The sequence below is a fragment of the Azospirillum endophyticum genome, from assembly GCF_016595245.1.
GTDB classification, from domain to species: Bacteria; Pseudomonadota; Alphaproteobacteria; order Azospirillales; family Azospirillaceae; genus Azospirillum; species Azospirillum endophyticum.
Genome location: NZ_JAENHM010000059.1, coordinates 87,353 through 107,206 on the forward strand (window position 1 = coordinate 87,353; position 19,854 = coordinate 107,206).

Sequence of the window (19,854 nt, forward strand, 5' to 3'; positions counted from 1 at the left end):
GTCGGACGCCCTTTTCGCATCGGCAGGATAGAAGCGCGGAAACGCTTACTTCTTGAGGCCGAAGTTCGCGAAGCGCTTGTTGAACTTGGCGATCTGCCCGCCGGTGTCCAGCAGCTTCTGCACACCGGTCCAGGCCGGGTGCGACTTCGGGTCGATGTCGAGGCGCAGCGTGTCGCCCGGCTTGCCCATGGTGGAGCGGGTCGTGAACGAGCTGCCGTCGGTCATGACCACGGTGATCTCGTGATAGTCGGGGTGGATGTCAGTCTTCATGGCCGGGGTTCCTGCAAAGCGAGCGGCGTCTATACCAAAAGGCCCCGGCTGGCGCAACCCCGGAATCGAGCCCTGATCGAGACGTCCGCAGCGGCTTCGCCGGCCATTTTCCGGACGGTTTCGCCGGACCGTCGCCTTGTTGGCGTCCGCGGATCACGCTATATGCCAGCGATCCGCACCAATAACCCCAACTGACAAGCGGGAACAGCGTGGCTCGCCAACCCTCCCCTGACATGATCGCCGCCGCCGCCCGCGGCGAGGCGGATGCCCGCCGCCGCGACCTCGGACCGCTGCGCCGGCTGGTGCCGTTCCTGCTTCCCTACAAATGGCACATCCTCGGCGCCATGGTGGCGCTCACCGTGGCCGCCGGCACCGTGCTCGGGATGGGGCAGGGGATGCGGGTGCTGATCGACCAGGGCTTCGCCGGCGGCGACACCTCGCTGCTCGACCGGGCGCTGCTGGTGCTGCTGGGGGTGATCGCGCTGATGGCGGCCTCCACCTATGGCCGCTTCTATCTGGTCAGCTGGATCGGCGAGCGGGTGGTCGCCGACATCCGGCGCGCCGTCTACGATCATGTGCTGACCCTGTCGCCGGGCTTCTTCGAGACGACCAAGACCGGCGAGATCCTATCGCGCCTGACCACCGACACCACGCTGCTGCAGGTGGTGGTCGGATCCTCCGCCTCGATCGCGCTGCGCAATGCCCTGCTGTTCCTGGGCGGTACCGGCATGCTGCTGATCACCTCGCCCAAGCTCACCGGGCTGGTGGCGCTGGTGGTGCCGCTGGTGGTGGCGCCCATCGTGTTCTTCGGCCGGCGGGTTCGCAAGCTGTCGCGCGACAGCCAGGACCGCATCGCCGACATCGGCTCCTTCGTCGAGGAGACGCTGGCCGCCATCCGTACGGTGCAGGCCTTCACCCACGAGGCCATCGACCGGACCCTGTTCGGCCGGCGGGTGGAGGAGGCGTTCGACGTCGCCATCCGCCGGGTGCGGGTGCGGGCGGTGATGACGGTGATCGTCATCGTCCTGGTGTTCGGCGCCGTCGGCATCATCCTGTGGATCGGCGGCCATGACGTGGTGGCGGGGCGGATCACGCCGGGCCAGCTGTCGGCCTTCGTCATCTATTCGGTGGTGGTCGCCGGATCGGTCGGCGCCATCAGCGAGGTGATCGGCGACCTGCAGCGCGCCTCCGGCGCGACCGAGCGGCTGTTCAGCCTGCTGGCCGTCGAGTCGGAGATCCGCGCTCCGGCCGCACCGAAGCCGTTGCCCAGCCCGCCGGCGGGGGCGCTGTCCTTCGACTCCGTCCGTTTCCATTATCCGTCGCGTCCCGACTGGGCGGCGCTGGAGGGCTTCTCGCTGACCGTGAAGCCGGGCGAGCGGGTGGCCCTGGTCGGGCCCTCGGGCGCCGGCAAATCGACGGTGTTCCAGCTTCTGCTGCGCTATTACGACCCGCAGGCCGGTTCGGTGCGGCTTGACGGCGTGGATGTGCGCGATGCCGACCCGGTGGAGGTCCGCCGCCGCCTGGGGCTCGTCGCCCAGGACCCGGTCGTCTTTTCTGCCGACGCCTGGGAGAACATCCGCTATGGCCGGCCGGACGCTTCGGATGCCGAGGTGCGGGCCGCGGCAGCGGCCGCCCATGCGCTGGACTTCCTCGATGCGCTGCCGGAAGGCTTCGGCACCTTCCTGGGCGAGAAGGGCGTCCGGCTGTCCGGGGGGCAGCGCCAGCGCCTCGCCATCGCCCGCGCCATCCTGCGCGACCCGCCGGTGCTGCTGCTGGACGAGGCGACCAGCGCGCTGGACGCGGAGAGCGAGCGCATGGTGCAGGACGCGCTCGACCGGCTGATGCATGGCCGTACGACGCTGATCGTCGCCCACCGGCTGGCGACGGTGCTGAACGCCGACCGCATCGTGGTGATGGACAAGGGCCGTGTGGTGGAGACCGGCACCCATGGCGAACTGGTGGCGCAGGGTGGGCTCTATGCGAGGCTGGCGGCGCTGCAGTTCGACCGCGCGGATCTGGCGCTGTAGGCCCTGCAGAGGGGGCGTCGGCTGGCGATGATGCCCGCCCGAAGAACGCCCCATCGCCCTGAACCTCCTGTTGCGCTACGCTCCTCGCCGCTCCCAACCGGCGAGGCAGGGCAATGGCGCGGATATCGGCAGGCCGCCTGATGGCGGTGATGGTGAAGGAGTTCATCCAGATGCGGCGCGACCGGCTGACCTTCGCCATGATGGTGGGGGTGCCGATCCTGCAGCTGATCCTGTTCGGCTTCGCCATCAACTCCGATCCCAAGGCGCTGCCGACGGCGGTTCTGGTCGCCGATTCCAGTCCCTTCGCCCGGACGCTGGTCGCGGCGATGGAGAACTCCCGCTATTTCGCCGTCACCCGCAGCGCGACCTCCGAAGCCGAGATCGACCGGCTGCTGGCGGAAGGACAGGTGCAGTTCGCCGTCACGATTCCCACTGGCTTCGCCCGCGACCTGCAACGCGGCACCCGTCCTGTCCTGCTGGTGGAAGCCGATGCGACCGACCCGGCGGCGACCAGCAACGCGCTGTCGGCGCTGACCGCCATCGCCCGGCAGGCGCTGAACCCCGATCTGACCGGGCCGCTGGCGGCCTTGCGTGCCGGTCCCGATCCGGTCGAACTGCGCGTCCACCGCCGCTACAACCCCGAGGGCATCACCCAGTACAATGTGGTGCCGGGCCTGATGGGGGTGGTGCTGACCATGACCATGGTGATGATGACGGCCCTCGCCGTCACCCGCGAGCGGGAGCGCGGCACCATGGAGAACCTGCTGGCGATGCCGGTGCGCCCGTTCGAGGTGATGCTGGGCAAGATCGTGCCCTTCGTCGTCGTCGGCTATGTCCAGGTGCTGCTGATCGTGGTGGCGGCGCGGCTGCTGTTCGACGTGCCGATCATGGGGAGCCTGGGGTTGCTGTCCGCCGTGCTGATCCTGTTCATCGCCGCCAACCTCGCCGTCGGCTTCACCTTCTCCACGTTGGCGCGCAACCAGCTGCAGGCGATGCAGATGTCCTTCTTCTTCTTCCTGCCGTCGATGCTGCTGTCCGGCTTCATGTTCCCCTTCCGTGGCATGCCGGGCTGGGCGCAGGCGGTGGGCGAGCTTCTGCCGCTGACCCATTTCCTGCGCATCGTCCGCGGCATCCTGCTGAAGGGGAACGGGTTCGCCGAGATCGCGGCCGAGGTGCTGGCGCTGGCGGTGTTCCTGACGGTGGTGACCGTGGTGGCGCTGAAACGCTACCGCCAGACGCTGGACTGACCGTCGTCAGGCTGCCGACAGATATTGGAACACCGCGCGCCGGCTGTCATAGGCCGTGCCCTTGTCGATGACGAGGTCGAGGCCGCCGCCCTGGAACCGCCGGTTGGGATCGACGAAAGCGGAAACCAGGAATTTCTTCGGCACTGTCAGGTTGAATTGCGCGATGCCGTGCTTGGACGCCGGATATTGGTCGGCCGGTCCCATCGCTTGGTCGTGGCCGATCACCGGGACGATCTTGGCCAGGCGGCGCTCTCCCGTCGCCGGGATGTCGCCGGCGATCTTCCGAGCAAGGCCGTTCACCCCAACGGCCCCGAGCCTCTGCTCCAGCGAACCCTGCACCGTCGGCCGCGCCGCTTCAATGGCGGGGTCGTTGCTGGGGAGGCCGTATTTGCCGCCGGACAGATGGGTATAGCCGAGAAATTGGAACTCCCCGGCGGACATTGGTTCCTTCAACAGCAGCAGGTAATAGCCACGACTGAGGCGACCGCGATGGAAACCGATCAGATCTTCCAAATAAACTGGATCGCGATTTATGATATCGATCAGCCTTGTCAAGCAACCGCGGACGCTGACGATATCGCCAATACGGAAACTCATTGTCGGTGGCATTTTATCGAATTCCATATTGAAGATGCTCTGACGTTTCCATTGCTAACAACGGGCTGTCAATATTCGCTCCGGCTAGTCCGCTCAGCCAGAAGGGAGTGTCGGCGGGTGGCGATGGGAACCGTCCCGGAACCATCTGGCGCACCCCGGATGGATCGGATCGGCGCCTGACCGTCCGGTTGTGCGGCTCGGATGCATCCTCCATCATTCCTTAACCACGGCCCCCCTATACCGGTATCGGTGGCGTTGCCGGGGACGGCGGGGGACGGCGGGGGACGGATATGGGGAACAGCGCTTTCGGTAGGCGTGCCTTCAGGCTGATCGCCTGTGTCGGCATGGCGGTCTCCCTGTTGGCGGCGGGCGAGGCCGACGCCAAATCGCGGAAGAAGAGGCCCGCACCGATTCCGGCCTATGCCACCAGCGTCGCCTGGGGGGCGGTGGGCGGCCCCTCGCTGGGAGCGGCGAAATCCATCGGCAGCTATGCTGCCGGCTGCATCACCGGCGCCCGCGCCCTGCCGCCGGAAGGCGTCGGCTATCAGGTGATCCGCCTGTCGCGCCAGCGCAACTACGGCCATCCGGTGCTGACCGAGATGCTCCGCGACTTCGGCCAACGGGTGGCGCAGGCCGGCCTGGGCACCGCGCTGATCGGCGATATGGGACAGGCGCGCGGTGGCCCCATGCCGTCGGGCCATGCCAGCCACCAGATCGGGCTGGATGCCGACGTCTGGCTGCGGCTGGACCTGCCGCCGATGGGCCGCGCCGGGCGCGAGGGGCTGGATGAGATCAAGTATGTCGATTACGACCTTATGCGCGTCACCGCCGGCTGGTCGGAGCGGCAGGCCAAGCTGATCCAGATCGCCGCCAGCGACGCCCGCGTCGCCCGGATCTTCGTCAACCCGGCGATCAAGCTGGCGATGTGCCAGCGCAATTGGCCCGACCGCGGCTTCCTGAACAAGCTACGGCCCTGGCACGGCCATGACGGCCACATGCATATCCGTCTGAATTGCCCGGCCGGAAGCCCGCTGTGCGAGCAGCAGGACGCGCAACCCGAGGGCGACGGCTGCGGGGACGAGCTGATGTCGTGGCTGGACAGCGCCTCCCCCGCGATCGAGCATCCGCCGGGCCACAAACCCGAACCGCGGGTGGTCCGCAAGATGCCGGCAGCCTGCGCCCCGGTGCTGAATGCGGCGGGCACGCGCATGGCCTCGCTGCCCGAATTGGGTGCGACGCCGGCCAAGGCCACGCGCTGACCGGCCTGTTTCCACGGTGAAACTTTTCCGCTTGCATGCAATTAGCGTCCGTCTAACCTAACCTCGGACGGGTTCTTGCAAATGGTGTTCTTGGATCGCGTGGGACAACCTTGAGGACGCTGCGCCGTACGGTGTCGTCTGGAGGATGTCGGCGTTAGGGTCGATCGGCGGATGGGGTGAAGACGGCGATGGCGGACAAGGACGAAACGTCCGGGCATGGACCGAGCCTGAAGACGCGCCTTTATGCGTGGTGGGAAGGCTACGACCTGTCCGGTGTGAAGGCGAAGAAGGACGGCGAGCAGTCGCATCGGTCGGAAACACCGAAGCCTGCCGGTTCCGATTCCGCGCCCGGTCCCGGCATGAACCGCTGGGGCAAGCCGCTGTGGAGCGCCACCCGCATCGAGGTGGCGGAAAAGATGTGGGGCGAGGGGTTCAACACTCCCGGCGGCGCCGACCATATTCCCTACCTGGTCAAGCCGCTGGGCCTGAACCCGGCGATGAGCGTGCTCGACCTTGCGGCCGGGCTGGGCGGCACCAGCCGCACCATGGCCGGGAAATACGGCTGCTGGGTCACCGGGCTGGAGGCGTCGGAGTTGCTGGCGAAGGAGGGCATGGTCCGATCCTTCAAGCTCGGGCTGGAGAAGAAGGCGCCGATCGAGACCTTCGATCCCGAGCGTTTCGGCTATCCCAAGCGCGTCGACGCCATCGTCTACAAGGAAGGACTGTTCTTCGTCCGCGACAAGGAGCAGATGTTCGATGGGATGGAACTGGCGCTGAAGCCGCGCGGCCATCTGCTGATCACCGACTACATCGCCGAAGCGGACATGATGGGCGCCAAGGCGATCCAGACCTGGTGCGACAAGGAACCGCTGACGCCGAATCTGTGGCCCAAGGACCGCATGGCGAACGCCTTCGCCCAACGGAACCTCGACCTTCGCATCGCCGAGGACATCACCGATACCCACCGCGGCCTGATCCTGTCCGCCATCCAGGGGCTGGTCGACCATCTGGAGAAATTCCAGCTCGACACCCCTACCAAGCTGGCGGTGATGGAGGAGGTGGAAATGTGGGCCCGCCGGGTCGCCGCCATCGAGGCCGGCATGCGGGTCTATCGCTTCTATGCGATCAAGCCGGCGGAGTAGGGCAGCGAATTTGCGATGGCGCCGGCTGCGGACGTCCCCTTACGGCCTCTCCCGACCCGTGCTCCGAAAAAAACTTTTGCGCGGACGCATTTTTCCCCTTGAGCGCAGCGCCCGGTCTGGGTACATAGAGCGCCCCGCGTGACCCCAAGTAACGCGGACGCGCTTGTGGCGGAACTGGTAGACGCGCTAGGTTCAGGTCCTAGTGGCTGAAAGGCCGTGGGGGTTCGACTCCCTCCAAGCGCACCAACACCCTAAGTGTTGGTGGAGAAGTGAAGAAGTATAGTGGGGCCATAGCTCAGCTGGGAGAGCGCTACAATGGCATTGTAGAGGTCAGGAGTTCGATCCTCCTTGGCTCCACCATTTCTTCCCGCCTGTCGGGGCGGACAAACCCCGACCAATCCGGATATTTATCGGTACAGCTACTGTGGCTTTCTGGCATCAGGAAGGCGCAGTCGCGGTGTTACTACCTTGGGGCGCATGGCCGAACGGGTGCCGCGCACGGATAATCGCGTTTGTCGAAGCCCGGCTCGACCTGCCGGCTTCGATCCATACGCACAATATCCGCACGCCATTCCGATTTTTCCGGAGCGCCCGCCATGTCCACACGGATGGAGCATGGGTTGAGGATTTTTGTCCTCGCCCTTTACGATGAAGCTGCACTGACGGCGGCTGCCAAGGGCCTGACCGGGCTGTTGGCCGAACGGGCGGCCTTGTGCGAGGCGGCGAGCCTCGCCTCCGTTCAGGCCCGTCGTGCGGTGTCCGAGGAAGAGGTGCTGCGCGTCGTGCTGTCGGCGCGCCGGATCCAGCGCCTGGGCGGCACGCGCGACGACGGGCCGGTGCTGATCCCCGGCCTGACGGCGGTATCGCCGGTGCAACAGGTGGCCGCCGCCATGAAGCCGCGCCGTGGCCGTCTGGCTCTATGGGCGGTCCGTTCGCTCTCACGACATCCCTCGGCGCCCCTCATCTGATGCGCGGCGACTGAGTCTTTCTCGGCCAAGAAGCGGGTCGCTGCCGCCAATCGCCGCAGCGATCCGCCTTTTCCGGCAGTCGATCAGGCGGCACGGTCAATCGGGGGCAACCCTCGTTCGGAGCCATTTCGCCGCTTTCCGGCGGGGGGGAGCTATCGCCGATGCGCGCTGGCGCGATGCGGCGGAGCGGGCTACATACAGCAAGGCTGTGCTTGCGTCGCAGCGATTGCGTCGCGAGCCTTCGCGCCTGCGTCGGATTGGCCTCTCCGGAGTTGACCGTTGATCAGTGGACAGTTGACCAGCCTGCCGCCCGTCACCTTTTCCATGCCCCGGCCCTTCGCCGTGGCTCGTGGCCCGGTTTCCCAAGCTCCCCGGCACTGACGGTCGGGGATCGGAACGGGCATGCGCAGGACGACGATGAAACCGCGGGCCGACTGGCGCCCGGGTCTCCGCAAATATCCCTATGGTGTGCGCGCCATGTCGGCCGGGGCCGCGTGGCGGGAGGACACCGTCTACGAGTTCACCGCCTCGCAGATCGACCTGATCGAAAGCGTGGCGGACGAACTGCACAGCATGGTCGCCGTCGCGGTCCGTCATGTGATGGAGCGCAAGCTGTTCGGCTCGCTCCGCATCCGTGGCGAACTGGCGCGCATGCTCGAGGCCTCCTGGGCCGATTACTGGGCCGGCGGGCGGCGCAACGAGCGGGCGGGTGGGCTCGCCGGACGGCTGACGCTGGCCTATGACGGGCGCGACAGCATCAAGTTGCTGGGATGCAACTACGACACCTGCGAAGGGTTGTTCGCAGCCTCGCTGATCCAGCGCAATTGGCGCGAGGCCATGGCCCCCGATGCCAACCAGTTCAACGGCCTGCACGAGGCGCTGGTGGAGCGGTGGGAGGAACTGGCGACGGGCGTCGCCGGCCGTGGCCGCATGCATGCGACCTGCGCCACCCCCGACCCGGTGCGCGAGGGCGAACTGGTCTATCTGGCCGCCACCGCGGCGGAGGCCGGCATCGACACCCGTCTGCTGCCGCTGCATTCCATCGCCTGGGATGGCCGCCGTTTCCTCGATGACGAGGGGCAGCCGATCTCCTGGTTGGCGAAGCTCTATCCGTGGGACGGGCTGGCCGACGACGGATTCCTTCAGCGCCTGCGCAGCAGCGGCATGAGCGTGCTGTCTCCGCTGTGGTGCTGGCTATGGTCGAACCACGGGCTGCTGGCGGTGCTGTCCCATCTCTATCCGCGCCACCCGAACCTGTGCCGCGCGGCACTGGACCCCGGCGGGCTGGCGGGAGCCGACATGGTGACCGTCCGCGCCCTTCACGGTCTGGATGGCGCGCCGACGCGCATGGTGGAGCATGGGGCGGTGATCGCCGACGACGGCCCGGACATCGGCGAGGACGTCGCGGCCCACGGCGCGGTCTGGCTGGAAACGCCGTCCTGCTTCCGCGAAGAGGACACGCGCGCCGTCCTGCACGCCTGGATCGTCGGCGACAAGTGCCTGGGCATGGGGGTGCGGGAATCCGTCGATCCGCGCCTGGGGTCCGGCGTCGGTCCGGATTCGGCGATGGTCCCGCACCTGTTCAGGGGCTGATCGCGACCTTTACGGGGCGAAGGGGTTCTTCAGCGCCGGGCCGAAGGTCGCCTTGCGGGCTGCCCGCCAGATGCTTTCGGCCGCCAGGTCGTTGCCGCGGTCGGCGATGGCCATGCCGGCCACGCCCGGCTGGTGGCTGAGCCAGTCGCGCAGCAGGTTTTCGAAACGCGCGACCTCCCGCGGATCGTCGCTGGCCATCGTGATCGAAACGGTGAGTTCGGTGGTCATGGTCGGTTCCCTCCTGACGGTTGGACGGACCGGTCAATCCGGGAGAACGGCCGGACCGGTTCCGTGGACGAGAAGGTGCCCCCTATGCACGGACCGAAGCCTGCGCGCCCCTTCCGGCAGGCGCAATGAAAAAGGCGGGGTATGCCCCCGCCTTCCTTGCCGCCCGTCCGCCGGGAACCTTTTCCGCCGATCCGTCCGGCTGTCCCCTGCGCCGCCGTTATGCCGCCGTTATTTCGTGTCCGACTTGCCGCCGGGGCTGGCGATGGTGGCGATCTGCTTCTGCAATTCGTCGATCTGCTTCTGCAACTCGTCGAAGGTGGCGCCGGCCATGCCGGCTGGCGTCGCGGCGGGGGCCGGGCCGGGCTGGCCGGGCTGGCGTTGTCCGCCGGGCGCCTCGTCCGGACCGCCGGCGGCGCCGAAGGGCGTGAACATGCGCATGGCGCGCTCGAACATCGCCATGTTCTGCTTGCTCACCTCGTCCAGCCGCCCGAACGGGAACATGCCGCCCAGCGTGTTCTGGAAATAGTCGCGCATCTGCTCCTGGTTGCGGGAGAAGGCCTGCATCGAATATTCCAGATAGCGCGGTACCACCGACTGCATGTTGTCGCCGTAGAAGCCGATCAGCTGGCGCAGGAAGCTGATCGGCAGCAGGTTCTGACCCTTGCTCTCCTCTTCCACGATGATCTGGGTCAGGACGGAACGGGTGATATCCTCCCCGGTCTTCGCGTCATAGACCACGAAATCCAGCCCGTCCTTCACCATCTGGCAGAGATGGTCCAGCGTGACGTAGCTGCTGGTCGCGGTATTGTAGAGCCGCCGGTTGGCGTACTTCTTGATCGTGATCGGAGCGGACTTCTGGTCTTCCTTGTCGGCCATCGCGGACTCTTTCAAGAAGGGACATGTTCCAGGCCATGCTGTTCCGGAACACGCAGGACTGGCGGCGGAAATTGTTCCGTCATTAGAACTACTCGAAGGGATAGCAATTTGTCCAGCGTTGCGCCGCGGCATAGCGCCGCGGTTGCGCTGGACTTTCCAACGCGGATGGAGGAGCGGAGCCTGCATGGGGGACTCCTGTCGATACCCGGAAGGTCGGGTGGGGAGCCATGCCGGACTGGTCAATCCGGTCCCGTCGCCCCTATAATCCGGCCATGGCCGACCCGTCGAAACCAGACCGATCCTCCGATCCGTCTTCCGCCGATCCGCCGTCCTACGAGTCGTTGGCGCGCCGCTATCTGGACCTGTGGCAGGACCAATGGACGGCCTGCGCCGCCGATCCGGAAGCGGCGGACATGATGACCCGCCTGTTCCAGATGATGGGACAGGGGGCGATGCCGTTCGGGTTGGGACAGGCGGGATTCGGGGCGGCGGGATTTGGCGGCTTCGGCGGCGGCTCGATGGCCGGCACCGGCTGGGATCCCCGTCCGGCGCCTTTTCCGAACACCGGCTTCCCCCAATACGGACGGCCTTCCGATGAGCGAGCGTCTGGTGGACGACAGGCAGGCGGGCGGGATCCCGCCCCGCCCGGGGATGCGGCAGGGACCGCGTCCGCTGGCCCTTCATCTGACGGCGGCGCTGGGCAGCTTGCTGAGCTCCTCGGCCGCATTGCCGTTCTTGAGGAACGGCTCGCTGCCCTGGAATCCGGCCCTGCGGGAGCGGGCGGCGACCCTGCGGGACGAGATGTCGCGGGCCGACCGGCTGCATCGGAGCAGGGAGCGAAGCGAGGAGCCGGTCGGAGCGGCAGGCGCCGACCGCCTGACCCGGGAAGTTGACCGCGAGATCCGCCGCCGCATCGACACCGTCCTGACCGGGATCGAACGGTACCGTCACCATCCCTACCGCCGCGACCTGCCCGACCCACCGGTGGTCTGGACGGAAGGCGGGTCGCGCCTGCTGGATTACGGGGAGGGGGCTGCCGGACGACCGGTTCTGTTCGTGCCGTCCCTGGTCAACCGCGGCTATATCCTCGACCTGTCGCGCGACAGGAGCCTGATGCGCTGGCTGGCGGGTCGCGGCTTCCGGCCGTTCCTGCTGGATTGGGGCATGCCGGGGCCGCTGGAGCGCCGCTTCACCCTGACCGACTACATCGCCGGCCGGCTGGAGCGCGCGTTGGATTTCGTCGTGGAGGCGGTGGGCCGGCCGGTGCCGGTGGTCGGCTATTGCATGGGCGGGCTGCTCGCCGCGGCGCTGGCGCAACGCCGGCCGCGTTCGCTCTCAGGGCTGGGATTGATGGCCACGCCCTGGGATTTCCATGCGGAGGATGCGGCGACCGCGCGCCGGGTGGCCAGCTTCGTCCAGCCCTGGGGTCCGCTGTTGGACCGGTGGGGCGAACTGCCGACCGATTCACTGCAGGCGCTGTTCGCCCAGCTCGATCCGCTGCTGGCGCTGAAGAAGTTCGGCAGCTTCGCCCGAATGGCGCCGGACTCGCGTGCGGCCACCGCCTTCGTGGCGCTGGAAGACTGGCTGAACGACGGGGTGCCGCTGGTGGCCGGGGTGGCGCGCGATGCCCTGGCCGGCTGGTACGGACGCAACGACACGGTGGCGGGGGCCTGGATGGTCGCCGGCCTGCCGGTCGATCCCGGCGCCATCCGCGTGCCGACCCTGGCCCTGATCCCGGAGCGCGACCGCATCGTCCCCCCGGCCTCCGCGCTGGCATTGGCCGCCGCGATTCCCGGTGCCCGCATGCTGCGTCCGCCGCTCGGCCATATCGGAATGGTGGTGAGTGCCGGCGCCGAGACCGGAGTGTGGAATCCGCTCACCGATTGGCTTGCTGCGACAGGTTAGCGCCGCGACCTTCGGCCAGCTTGCACCCGTCCGGCTACACGCCGTAAGGTAAGAAACACTCCGAGCGTCCCACCAGCGCTATAATAAAACTGTCCTAATACGAGGAGCGTCCAATGACCGAGGTTGTCATCGCCGGTGCCGCCCGTACGCCCATCGGCAGCTTCAACGGTGCGCTCAGCGCCGTTCCCGCCCATGTTCTGGGCGAGATCGCGATCCGCGAAGCGCTGGCCCGCGCCAAGACCGATGCGGCGGAAGTGGACGAGGTCATCTTTGGCCAGATCCTGACCGCCGGCCAGGGCCAGAACCCGGCCCGCCAGGCCGCCGTCAACGCCGGCATCCCGGTCGAGGCGACCGCCATCGGCGTCAACCAGCTCTGCGGTTCCGGCCTGCGCACGGTCGCGCTCGGCTATCAGGCGATCAAGAGCGGCGACGCCGACGTTCTGGTCGTCGGCGGCCAGGAGAGCATGAGCATGGCGCCGCACGTCATGCACCTGCGCAACGGCACCAAGATGGGCACCGCGGAACTGCTGGACACCATGCTGCGCGACGGCCTGACCGACGCCTTCCATGGCTATCACATGGGCACCACCGCGGAGAACGTCGCCCAGAAGTGGCAGCTGACCCGCGAGGAGCAGGACGCCTTCGCCGCCGCCAGCCAGCAGAAGGCCGAGGCCGCCCAGAAGTCCGGCCGCTTCAAGGACGAGATCGTTCCGGTCACCATCAAGGGCCGCAAGGGCGACGTCGTCGTGTCGGACGACGAGTATCCCAAGCACGGCACCACGGCGGAATCGCTGGCGAAGCTGCGCCCGGCCTTCTCGAAGGACGGCACGGTGACCGCCGGCAACGCGTCGGGCATCAACGACGGCGCCGCCGCCCTGGTGCTGATGACGGCGGAGAACGCGGCCAAGCGCGGCGTCACCCCCCTGGCCCGCATCGTCTCCTGGGCCACCGCCGGCGTCGATCCGGCGATCATGGGCACCGGCCCGATCCCGGCCTCGCGCAAGGCGCTGGAGAAGGCCGGCTGGACCGTCGACGATCTCGACCTGATCGAAGCCAACGAGGCCTTTGCCGCCCAGGCGCTGTCGGTCAACAAGGATCTCGGCTGGGACACCAGCAAGGTCAACGTCAACGGCGGCGCCATCGCGCTCGGCCATCCGGTCGGCGCCTCGGGTGCCCGCGTGCTGACGACGCTGCTGTTCGAGATGCAGAAGCGCGACGCGAAGAAGGGTCTCGCCACCCTGTGCATCGGCGGCGGCATGGGCATCGCCCTCTGCGTCCAGCGCGACTGAGGACCGGGCGGGCCGCTTCAAAAACCGAAGCGGCCCGCTTCGCTCAAGGCACGGGATTTCCGCCGGACCTGCGGAGGAAATCCCGTGCCCAACAATAAGAATTCAAGAAACCAACCAACCATCACTAAATCTGGGGAGAAGAACTATGGCTCGTGTTGCAGTCGTCACTGGTGGCACCCGCGGCATCGGCGAGGCGGTTGCCGTCGCCCTGAAGAATGCCGGTTACAAGGTCGCCGCCAACTATGCCGGCAACGACCAGGCGGCCGAGGAATTCACCGCCCGCACCGGCATCCCGACCTACAAGTTCGACGTCGCGGACTTCGACGCCTGCAAGAAGGGCATCGCCGCGATCGAGGGTGACCTCGGTCCGGTCGACGTGCTGATCAACAACGCCGGCATCACCCGTGACGGCGTGATGCACCGCATGACCTACGAGCAGTGGGAGAAGGTGATCCACACCAACCTGTCCTCCTGCTTCAACATGTGCCGCAACGTCATCGACGGCATGCGCGAGCGTGGTTTCGGCCGCATCGTCAACATCGGCTCGGTCAACGGCCAGGCCGGCCAGTACGGCCAGGTGAACTACGCTGCGGCGAAGTCCGGCATCCATGGCTTCACCAAGGCGCTGGCGCAGGAGAGCGCCGCCAAGGGCGTCACGGTCAACGCCATCGCCCCCGGCTACATCGATACCGACATGGTTCGCGCGGTGCCGGCCAACGTGCTGGAGAAGATCGTCGCCCGCATCCCGGTCGGCCGTCTCGGCCGCGCCTCGGAGATCGCCAAGGCGGTGCTGTACCTCGTCGACGACGAAAACGGCTTCATGACCGGCTCGACCCTGTCGGTCAACGGCGGCCAGCACATGTACTGATCCGCGACCGGGTCTCGCATCCCGATTCGTGACCCACGACGAAGCCCCTTTCCCGTGCCTGGCTGGATTTACGATCCACCGGGGATGGGAAAGGGGCTTTGTTTTGGGCGGGTGAGTTCCCGGTCTTGATGGCGGTGCTACCCAGTAGTACCCTCTGGCGCGGGAGGTGGCCGATGACCGTGAAGACCTCGATTTCCCTGACTGACGAGCAGGAAGCTTACGCGCGCAGCCTTGTCGAAGCCGGGCACTATCCGAGCCTCAGCGCCGTCATTCAGCGTGGTCTCGAGATGCTGCGTCATGAGACGGAAACCCGTGACTTGGAGCTTGAGGCTCTCCGGCTGCTGATCGATCAGCGCCTTGCCGGTCCCTTCGTCGATCTTGAGGAGGGTATCGCGGATATCCACGCGATGCTGGAGCGCAAGAGGAAAGCCCGTGCCGCGCTATAAGCTGCGGTACGCGCCGATCGTCACTCGAGACTTCGACTTGATCGAAGGCTATCTGGTTCAGGCCTATCAGGACTTGGGAGACGATGCGGAGAGAGCGACCGAAAGGGCCGCGCGTCGTATCGTCGCGGCGGCGGATTACCTTCGGTCCTTTGCAACCTATCCCCATCGTGGCACGGAGCATCCGGAAATCCGTCCGGGCATCCGGACGGTGACGAGCAATAGGTTCACTTTCTATTTCAGCATTGACGATTCGCTGGCCGAAGTATTGATCGTCGCCGTGTTTTTCGGCGGCGTCGATCACCGGCGGCAGATCGTCGACCGGCTTGGAAGCCGCTGACCCGTGGGCAATTCTCCACACATCGGCCTCCGCCGCACTTGACGGACCGGCCGCCGAGTTGAAGGTTATCGTCCGCCTTGGACGTACCACCACATTGGACACCCCGCGATGCCTTACACCTCGTTGCGCGACTTCATCGACCGGCTGGAGAAGGCGGGGCGGCTGGTGGTGGTGAAGGAGCCGGTGTCGACCGCGCTGGAGATGACCGAGATCCAGACCCGCCTGCTGGCCGAAAACGGCCCGGCGGTGCTGTTCGAGAATGTCATCAAAGCCGACGGCACGCGGTCTGAGATGCCGGTGCTGGTCAACCTGTTCGGCACGGTGGAGCGGGTCGCCTGGGGCATGGACCGCGAGCCGCACCAGCTGCGTGCCGTCGGCGAGACGCTGGCCTTCCTCAAGCAGCCGGAGCCGCCGGGCGGCTTCCGCGAGGCGCTGGAGTTGATCCCGCTGGCCAAGACCGTGCTGTCGATGAAGCCGAAGACCGTCGGTTCGGCGCCCTGCCAGGAGGTGGTGCTGACCGGCGACGACATCGATCTCGGCCGCCTGCCGGTGCAGGGCTGCTGGCCGGGCGAACCGGCGCCGCTGATCACCTGGCCGCTGGTGGTGACCAAGGGGCCTACGGGCAAGCGCGAGGACGACTTCAACCTCGGCATCTACCGCATGCAGGTGCTGGGGAAGAACAAGACCATCATGCGCTGGCTGAAGCACCGTGGCGGCGCCCAGCACCATCACCGCTGGGCCGCGAGTGGGAAGCGCGAGCCGCTGCCCTGCGCCGTCGTGCTGGGAGCCGACCCCGGCACCATCCTGGCCGCGGTGACGCCGGTGCCCGACACCCTGTCGGAATATCAGTTCGCCGGCCTGCTGCGCGGCAAGAAGGTGGAACTGGTGGAGTGCAAGACGGTGCCGCTGAAGGTGCCGGCCCAGGCGGAGATCGTCCTGGAAGGCCATGTCAGCCTGGACGAATACGCCGACGAGGGGCCCTACGGCGACCATACCGGCTATTACAACTCGGTCGAGCCCTTCCCGGTCTTCACCGTCACCGCCATGACGATGCGGCGCAAGCCGATCTACCTGTCGACCTTCACCGGCCGCCCGCCCGACGAGCCGTCGGTGCTGGGCGAGGCGCTGAACGAGGTGTTCATCCCGCTGCTGGTCCAGCAGTTCCCGGAGATCGTCGATTTCTGGCTGCCGCCGGAGGGTTGCTCCTACCGCATTGCGGTGGTCAGCATGAAGAAGGCCTATCCCGGCCACGCCAAGCGGGTGATGATGGGCGTCTGGTCCTTCCTGCGCCAGTTCATGTACACGAAATGGGTGATCGTCGTGGACGACGACATCGACGCGCGGAACTGGAAGGACGTGATGTGGGCGATCTCGACCCGCATGGATCCGGCGCGCGACATCACGGTGATCGAGGGGACGCCGATCGACTATCTCGACTTCGCCAGCCCGGACTCAGGGCTGGGCGGCAAGGTCGGCCTGGATGCGACCAACAAATGGCCGCCGGAAACCAAGCGCGAATGGGGCGAGAAGCTCCACATGACCGACGAGGTGGTGGAGACGGTCAGCCGGAAATGGGATCTGTACGGCCTGCCGGGCAGCGGGAAACCGATTTGGAAGTGAGGGGGACGGTCCCTCTCCCGAAGAGGGGGAGGGACCGTCCCGGACGTTACCGCCGCGGATCGCGGCTCAGGCCCTTGGCCTGCAGTTCTTCGAGATATTCGGCCCACAGGCTCTCCTGCTCGGTGCCGATCTCGTAGAGGTATTTCCAGCTGTAGATGCCGCTGTCATGCAGGTCGTCGAAGACGATGCGGATGGCATAGTTGCCGACCGGCTCCAGCCGCATGATGCCGACATGGCGGCGGCCGCCGACCGTCTGCTTCTGGCTGGGGTTGTGTCCCTGCACCTCGGCGGACGGGCTGACGACGCGCAGGAACTCCGCCGGGTAGGAGAAGGTCCGGCCGTCGTCGAAATCGACCTCCAGCCGTTTCTCTTCCTTCTTCAGGCGGATTTCGGTCGGCCAATGGACGGTGCCGAAGCCGTCGCCCGTGCCCTCGCCGGGGCTCATCGCTGCGACCCCGCCTTGTCCAGGCTGCGGGCCTCGTCGATCAGCATGATCGGGATGCCGTCGCGGATCGGATAAGCCAGACCGGCGCGCTCGCTGACCAGCTCGCCGCGCTCGGCGTCGTAGCGCAATGGGCCCTTGGTCAGCGGGCAGACCAGGATTTCCAGCAGCTTCGGGTCGACGCGGGGGTTGGTTTTCGCTTCGCTGCTCTTGTCCTCGGGCGTCGCCATGTCGTGTCTCGCGGTTATTGGAAGAACGTCAATGCCTGGGCGGCGGACCGTCCCCGTCATGGTTGTCGAGAATGGCCATCTCGACCAGCCCGATCAAGAGCTTCCCGCGCTCCGCCAAGGTCGGCGCTTCCAGCAGCGCCTGCTTCTCGCCGGGCGTGAAGGGACAGATCATCGCCAACGAGTTGACCAGCCGCTCGTCCAGCGTCGATTCGATGGATTTCCAATCGACCGACAGGCCCTGGACCCGGAAATAGCTTTTCAGCGCGCCAAGCAGCCGGTTGCGGTCGACGTCGCCGCAGGGCTCATGTTCCAGGTCGGCGCGGAACGGGCGCCAATCCGGAACCACCCGGCGATAGCCGCGCGCACCCTCCACTTCCCGCCCGATCTCGAAACGGGCGATGCCGGTCAGGGTGATCAGGAAACGGCCGTCCTCGGCTTCGGTGAAGCTGGTGATGCGGCCGGCACAGCCGCAGGGATAGACGGCCGGCTCACGCGCCCGCTGGGTCGGGTCGAGCGGCTGGATCATGCCGATCATGCGGCCGCTGCCCAGCGCATCCTCGACCATGGCGAGATAGCGCGGCTCGAAGATGTTCAGCGGCAGCCGTGTCCGCGGCAGCAGCAGAACGCCGGCCAGCGGGAAGATCGGCAGCATCTCCGGCAACTTGCCGAATTCGGCGTCGAAGGGGTTTCTGGTCATGCCAATCAGATAGAACCCCTTCGCCGATGGAACAGCCGTCCCCGTTCCGGAAAAGCGTCAGCTGAACATCATCGTCGACAGGCGGCGGCGGGTCTTCACCGTCAGCGGGTCGGTCTGGCCGAAGGCTTCGAAGAACTTCACCAGCTGCTTGCGGGCGCCGTCGTCGTTCCAGGTCCGGTCGCGCTTGAAGATCTCCAGCAGTTCGTCCACCGCGGCTTCGCGCTTGCCGGCAGCGAACAGCGCCATGGCGAGGTCGAAGCGCGAGGCATGGTCGTCGGCGTCATGGGCGACCTTTTCCATCAGCTCCGGGATCGGGCCGGCGTTGGACGCCTGCTCCGCCACGTCGAGCGCGGCGCGGACATTGGCCAGTTCCTTGTCCTTGGCGATGGCTTCCGGGGCCTGGGCAAGCATCTGCTTGGCGTTCTCCAGGTCGCCGGCGGCGATCAGGCAGCGGATGATGCCGGCATAGGCCTGGGCGTTTTCCGGTTCGGCCTGCAGGATCTGGCTGTAGAGGTCGAGCGCGCCCTGCAGGTCGCCGGCCTCCAGCATCTCCTTGGCCTGGGCGAATGCCTCCTCCAGCATCTCGTCGGCACCGCCGCCGACACCGGCCTGCTTGGCCAGCGCCACCAGCTTGTCGACGAAGGCCTTCACCTGCGATTCGGGGACGGCGCCCATGAAGCCGTCGACCGGACGCCCCTGGAAGAAGGCATAGACCGCCGGGATCGACTGCACGCGCAGCTGCGAGGCGATCATCGGGTTGGCGTCGGTGTCGATCTTCACCAAGCGGACGGCACCCTTGGCGGCGCGCACCACCTTTTCGATGATCGGGCCCAGCTGCTTGCAGGGGCCGCACCAGGGCGCCCAGAAATCGACGATCACCGGTACGTCGCGCGAGGCTTCGATCACGTCGGCCATGAAGGCGCGGTCGGTGGTGTCCTTGACGACGTCGGCAGCACCGGCGGCGGCGGGAGCGGCGGGCTTGGACCCGTTGGCGGGGGGCATGGAGAACATGGCGTGTTTCGGTCCCGTTGGTGATGCCTGGCCCATTAGGACATCCCGGTGGGCCATGAAGTTGCCGATCCGGCCATCAGCGGCGCGGATCCATTCGTTGCCGACATATGTGAGCGCGCAAGGCGGCTCAAGCAAGCGTTGCGTGGACGTGCCGGCCGGCTTGGCTTCCGCTCGTCAGGCCTCCATCCGGCCGAACTCGGCGATGGCCGGCTCGTGCCCGCAAGCACGGATGAAGCGCAGCAGGTCGTCGGGCCGGATCGCCGTCGTGCGGTCGTTCAGCAGCGGATGATAGTTCAGCAGATCATGCTCCATCATCGCGGTCTGCAGGACCACGCGCACCTTGAGGTCGGGATCGTTGACCAGTGCGAAGGGCGTGACCGAGCCCGGCCGGATGCCGAGGAGGCGCCACAGCCGATCCGCCGAGGCGAAGGACAGCCGTGCCGACCCGATCGTCTTGTCCAGCCGGTTCAGGTCGACCCGCGCATCCTCCAGTGCCACCACCAGCCAATGCTGGTCCTTCTTGTCCTTCAGGAACAGGTTCTTGCAATGGCCGCCGGGCAGGGCGCCGCGCAGGGCCTTGCTCTCCTCCACCGTGTGCAGCGGCGGATGGCTGTGGGTGGTGGCGTGGATGCCCAGGGCGTCGAGCCGCGCCAGCAGTTGCTCAGGCGAGGTCGGCAGCGGCGCGTCCCGATCTGGAAGCGAAGGTGATGCGGTGTCCATGGCTTCCCTTGTACCGGGCGCGCGGAAAATCGTCCAGCCGGTGAAAAAAACTGAAACAAGGCGCTTGCAATGCGTCGGCCGA

The 19,854-nt window shown here is 66.9% G+C and carries 21 protein-coding genes and 2 tRNA genes; 14 read left to right on the forward strand and 9 right to left on the reverse strand.

The window, feature by feature from the left end; genetic code table 11:
- Positions 1-45: 45 nt before the first annotated feature.
- Positions 46-270: a 50S ribosomal protein L31 gene (gene rpmE / locus JHL17_RS21015; RefSeq protein ID WP_012974887.1), complete on the reverse strand. Its 225-nt coding sequence runs from the start codon at positions 268-270 to the stop codon at positions 46-48.
- Between the two features lie 233 nt (positions 271-503).
- Here rpmE and JHL17_RS21020 point away from each other — a divergent pair, with 233 nt between their 5' ends.
- Positions 504-2,297 carry an ABC transporter transmembrane domain-containing protein gene (locus tag JHL17_RS21020; RefSeq protein WP_200196202.1) on the forward strand — a complete coding sequence of 598 codons (1,794 nt, stop codon included), beginning with the start codon at positions 504-506 and terminating at the stop codon, positions 2,295-2,297.
- A gap of 113 nt (positions 2,298-2,410) precedes the next feature.
- Positions 2,411-3,544, forward strand: coding sequence for an ABC transporter permease (locus JHL17_RS21025; protein ID WP_200196100.1), 1,134 nt, complete (start codon positions 2,411-2,413; stop codon positions 3,542-3,544).
- 6 nt (positions 3,545-3,550) lie between these two features.
- Here JHL17_RS21025 and JHL17_RS21030 read toward each other — a convergent pair whose 3' ends face one another.
- Positions 3,551-4,168 (reverse strand): hypothetical protein, encoded by a 618-nt coding sequence (locus tag JHL17_RS21030; RefSeq protein ID WP_200196102.1) that lies wholly within the window; start codon positions 4,166-4,168, stop codon positions 3,551-3,553.
- Positions 4,169-4,431: 263 nt separating this feature from the next.
- On the opposite strand from JHL17_RS21030, the gene mepA reads away from it, so the two are divergent.
- From mepA to JHL17_RS21060, 6 genes are all read left to right on the forward strand, one after another.
- Positions 4,432-5,400 carry a penicillin-insensitive murein endopeptidase gene (gene mepA / locus JHL17_RS21035; RefSeq protein ID WP_200196104.1) on the forward strand — a complete coding sequence of 323 codons (969 nt, stop codon included), beginning with the start codon at positions 4,432-4,434 and terminating at the stop codon, positions 5,398-5,400.
- Between the two features lie 188 nt (positions 5,401-5,588).
- Positions 5,589-6,542, forward strand: coding sequence for an SAM-dependent methyltransferase (locus JHL17_RS21040; RefSeq protein ID WP_200196106.1), 954 nt, complete (start codon positions 5,589-5,591; stop codon positions 6,540-6,542).
- Positions 6,543-6,701: 159 nt separating this feature from the next.
- Positions 6,702-6,788 (forward strand) — tRNA-Leu (locus JHL17_RS21045).
- A 38-nt stretch (positions 6,789-6,826) separates the two neighbouring features.
- A tRNA-Ala gene (locus JHL17_RS21050) sits at positions 6,827-6,902 on the forward strand.
- Positions 6,903-7,138: 236 nt separating this feature from the next.
- A complete protein-coding gene (locus JHL17_RS21055) occupies positions 7,139-7,510 on the forward strand; it encodes a hypothetical protein (RefSeq protein WP_200196108.1) in 372 nt (123 codons plus the stop codon).
- A gap of 402 nt (positions 7,511-7,912) precedes the next feature.
- The gene (locus tag JHL17_RS21060; protein ID WP_200196110.1) at positions 7,913-9,103 is read left to right on the forward strand and encodes a glutathionylspermidine synthase family protein; all 1,191 of its coding nucleotides are present in this window, start codon (positions 7,913-7,915) and stop codon (positions 9,101-9,103) included.
- Between the two features lie 9 nt (positions 9,104-9,112).
- On the opposite strand, the gene JHL17_RS21065 is transcribed toward JHL17_RS21060, so the two are convergent.
- Both JHL17_RS21065 and phaR read right to left on the reverse strand, forming a co-directional pair.
- On the reverse strand, positions 9,113-9,331 hold the full coding sequence (locus tag JHL17_RS21065; RefSeq protein WP_200196112.1) for a hypothetical protein: 219 nt from the start codon (positions 9,329-9,331) through the stop codon (positions 9,113-9,115).
- Between the two features lie 228 nt (positions 9,332-9,559).
- Entirely contained in the window at positions 9,560-10,207 is a 648-nt protein-coding gene (gene phaR, locus JHL17_RS21070; RefSeq protein ID WP_200196114.1) for a polyhydroxyalkanoate synthesis repressor PhaR, read from the reverse strand.
- Positions 10,208-10,801: 594 nt separating this feature from the next.
- Between phaR and JHL17_RS21075 the strand changes: the two genes are divergently transcribed.
- The 6 genes from JHL17_RS21075 to JHL17_RS21100 all read left to right on the forward strand — a co-directional run bounded on the left by JHL17_RS21075 (position 10,802) and on the right by JHL17_RS21100 (position 16,672).
- Positions 10,802-12,112 (forward strand): alpha/beta fold hydrolase, encoded by a 1,311-nt coding sequence (locus JHL17_RS21075; protein ID WP_247893711.1) that lies wholly within the window; start codon positions 10,802-10,804, stop codon positions 12,110-12,112.
- Between the two features lie 113 nt (positions 12,113-12,225).
- Positions 12,226-13,401 (forward strand): acetyl-CoA C-acetyltransferase, encoded by a 1,176-nt coding sequence (locus tag JHL17_RS21080; protein ID WP_200196115.1) that lies wholly within the window; start codon positions 12,226-12,228, stop codon positions 13,399-13,401.
- 145 nt (positions 13,402-13,546) lie between these two features.
- Positions 13,547-14,269 (forward strand): acetoacetyl-CoA reductase, encoded by a 723-nt coding sequence (gene phbB, locus JHL17_RS21085; protein ID WP_200196116.1) that lies wholly within the window; start codon positions 13,547-13,549, stop codon positions 14,267-14,269.
- A gap of 173 nt (positions 14,270-14,442) precedes the next feature.
- The gene (locus tag JHL17_RS21090) at positions 14,443-14,715 is read left to right on the forward strand and encodes a ribbon-helix-helix domain-containing protein (protein WP_200196117.1); all 273 of its coding nucleotides are present in this window, start codon (positions 14,443-14,445) and stop codon (positions 14,713-14,715) included.
- Positions 14,702-15,052 carry a hypothetical protein gene (locus JHL17_RS21095; protein ID WP_200196118.1) on the forward strand — a complete coding sequence of 117 codons (351 nt, stop codon included), beginning with the start codon at positions 14,702-14,704 and terminating at the stop codon, positions 15,050-15,052. The genes JHL17_RS21090 and JHL17_RS21095 overlap by 14 nt, the downstream gene beginning before the upstream one ends.
- 108 nt (positions 15,053-15,160) lie before the next feature.
- A complete protein-coding gene (locus JHL17_RS21100) occupies positions 15,161-16,672 on the forward strand; it encodes a UbiD family decarboxylase (RefSeq protein ID WP_200196119.1) in 1,512 nt (503 codons plus the stop codon).
- A gap of 46 nt (positions 16,673-16,718) precedes the next feature.
- Here JHL17_RS21100 and JHL17_RS21105 read toward each other — a convergent pair whose 3' ends face one another.
- From JHL17_RS21105 to JHL17_RS21125, 5 genes are all read right to left on the reverse strand, one after another.
- Positions 16,719-17,117, reverse strand: coding sequence for a gamma-butyrobetaine hydroxylase family protein (locus tag JHL17_RS21105; protein WP_200196121.1), 399 nt, complete (start codon positions 17,115-17,117; stop codon positions 16,719-16,721).
- Complete coding sequence (locus JHL17_RS21110) at positions 17,114-17,344, reverse strand: Trm112 family protein (RefSeq protein WP_200196123.1); 231 nt, start codon at positions 17,342-17,344, stop codon at positions 17,114-17,116. The genes JHL17_RS21105 and JHL17_RS21110 overlap by 4 nt, the downstream gene beginning before the upstream one ends.
- 28 nt (positions 17,345-17,372) lie before the next feature.
- Entirely contained in the window at positions 17,373-18,041 is a 669-nt protein-coding gene (locus JHL17_RS21115) for an LON peptidase substrate-binding domain-containing protein (RefSeq protein WP_200196124.1), read from the reverse strand.
- 57 nt (positions 18,042-18,098) lie between these two features.
- A complete protein-coding gene (locus tag JHL17_RS21120; protein WP_200196126.1) occupies positions 18,099-19,052 on the reverse strand; it encodes a thioredoxin family protein in 954 nt (317 codons plus the stop codon).
- Positions 19,053-19,226: 174 nt separating this feature from the next.
- A complete protein-coding gene (locus JHL17_RS21125; RefSeq protein ID WP_200196128.1) occupies positions 19,227-19,772 on the reverse strand; it encodes a prolyl-tRNA synthetase associated domain-containing protein in 546 nt (181 codons plus the stop codon).
- Between the last annotated feature and the right edge of the window lie 82 nt (positions 19,773-19,854).

What these genes read in the sequence shown, in the direction of transcription:
- rpmE (WP_012974887.1), bottom strand. Translation starts at nt 270, where the DNA reads ATGAAGACTGACATCCACCCCGACTATCACGAGATCACCGTGGTCATG.
- JHL17_RS21055 (WP_200196108.1), top strand. Translation starts at nt 7,139, where the DNA reads ATGTCCACACGGATGGAGCATGGGTTGAGGATTTTTGTCCTCGCCCTT.
- JHL17_RS21100 (WP_200196119.1), top strand. Translation starts at nt 15,161, where the DNA reads ATGCCTTACACCTCGTTGCGCGACTTCATCGACCGGCTGGAGAAGGCG.
- JHL17_RS21090 (WP_200196117.1), top strand. Translation starts at nt 14,443, where the DNA reads ATGACCGTGAAGACCTCGATTTCCCTGACTGACGAGCAGGAAGCTTAC.
- JHL17_RS21040 (WP_200196106.1), top strand. Translation starts at nt 5,589, where the DNA reads ATGGCGGACAAGGACGAAACGTCCGGGCATGGACCGAGCCTGAAGACG.
- JHL17_RS21080 (WP_200196115.1), top strand. Translation starts at nt 12,226, where the DNA reads ATGACCGAGGTTGTCATCGCCGGTGCCGCCCGTACGCCCATCGGCAGC.
- JHL17_RS21025 (WP_200196100.1), top strand. Translation starts at nt 2,411, where the DNA reads ATGGCGCGGATATCGGCAGGCCGCCTGATGGCGGTGATGGTGAAGGAG.
- JHL17_RS21065 (WP_200196112.1), bottom strand. Translation starts at nt 9,331, where the DNA reads ATGACCACCGAACTCACCGTTTCGATCACGATGGCCAGCGACGATCCG.
- JHL17_RS21115 (WP_200196124.1), bottom strand. Translation starts at nt 18,041, where the DNA reads ATGACCAGAAACCCCTTCGACGCCGAATTCGGCAAGTTGCCGGAGATG.
- JHL17_RS21120 (WP_200196126.1), bottom strand. Translation starts at nt 19,052, where the DNA reads ATGTTCTCCATGCCCCCCGCCAACGGGTCCAAGCCCGCCGCTCCCGCC.
- phbB (WP_200196116.1), top strand. Translation starts at nt 13,547, where the DNA reads ATGGCTCGTGTTGCAGTCGTCACTGGTGGCACCCGCGGCATCGGCGAG.
- mepA (WP_200196104.1), top strand. Translation starts at nt 4,432, where the DNA reads ATGGGGAACAGCGCTTTCGGTAGGCGTGCCTTCAGGCTGATCGCCTGT.
- JHL17_RS21060 (WP_200196110.1), top strand. Translation starts at nt 7,913, where the DNA reads ATGCGCAGGACGACGATGAAACCGCGGGCCGACTGGCGCCCGGGTCTC.
- phaR (WP_200196114.1), bottom strand. Translation starts at nt 10,207, where the DNA reads ATGGCCGACAAGGAAGACCAGAAGTCCGCTCCGATCACGATCAAGAAG.
- JHL17_RS21020 (WP_200196202.1), top strand. Translation starts at nt 504, where the DNA reads ATGATCGCCGCCGCCGCCCGCGGCGAGGCGGATGCCCGCCGCCGCGAC.
- JHL17_RS21030 (WP_200196102.1), bottom strand. Translation starts at nt 4,168, where the DNA reads ATGGAATTCGATAAAATGCCACCGACAATGAGTTTCCGTATTGGCGAT.
- JHL17_RS21125 (WP_200196128.1), bottom strand. Translation starts at nt 19,772, where the DNA reads ATGGACACCGCATCACCTTCGCTTCCAGATCGGGACGCGCCGCTGCCG.
- JHL17_RS21105 (WP_200196121.1), bottom strand. Translation starts at nt 17,117, where the DNA reads ATGAGCCCCGGCGAGGGCACGGGCGACGGCTTCGGCACCGTCCATTGG.
- JHL17_RS21110 (WP_200196123.1), bottom strand. Translation starts at nt 17,344, where the DNA reads ATGGCGACGCCCGAGGACAAGAGCAGCGAAGCGAAAACCAACCCCCGC.
- JHL17_RS21075 (WP_247893711.1), top strand. Translation starts at nt 10,802, where the DNA reads ATGAGCGAGCGTCTGGTGGACGACAGGCAGGCGGGCGGGATCCCGCCC.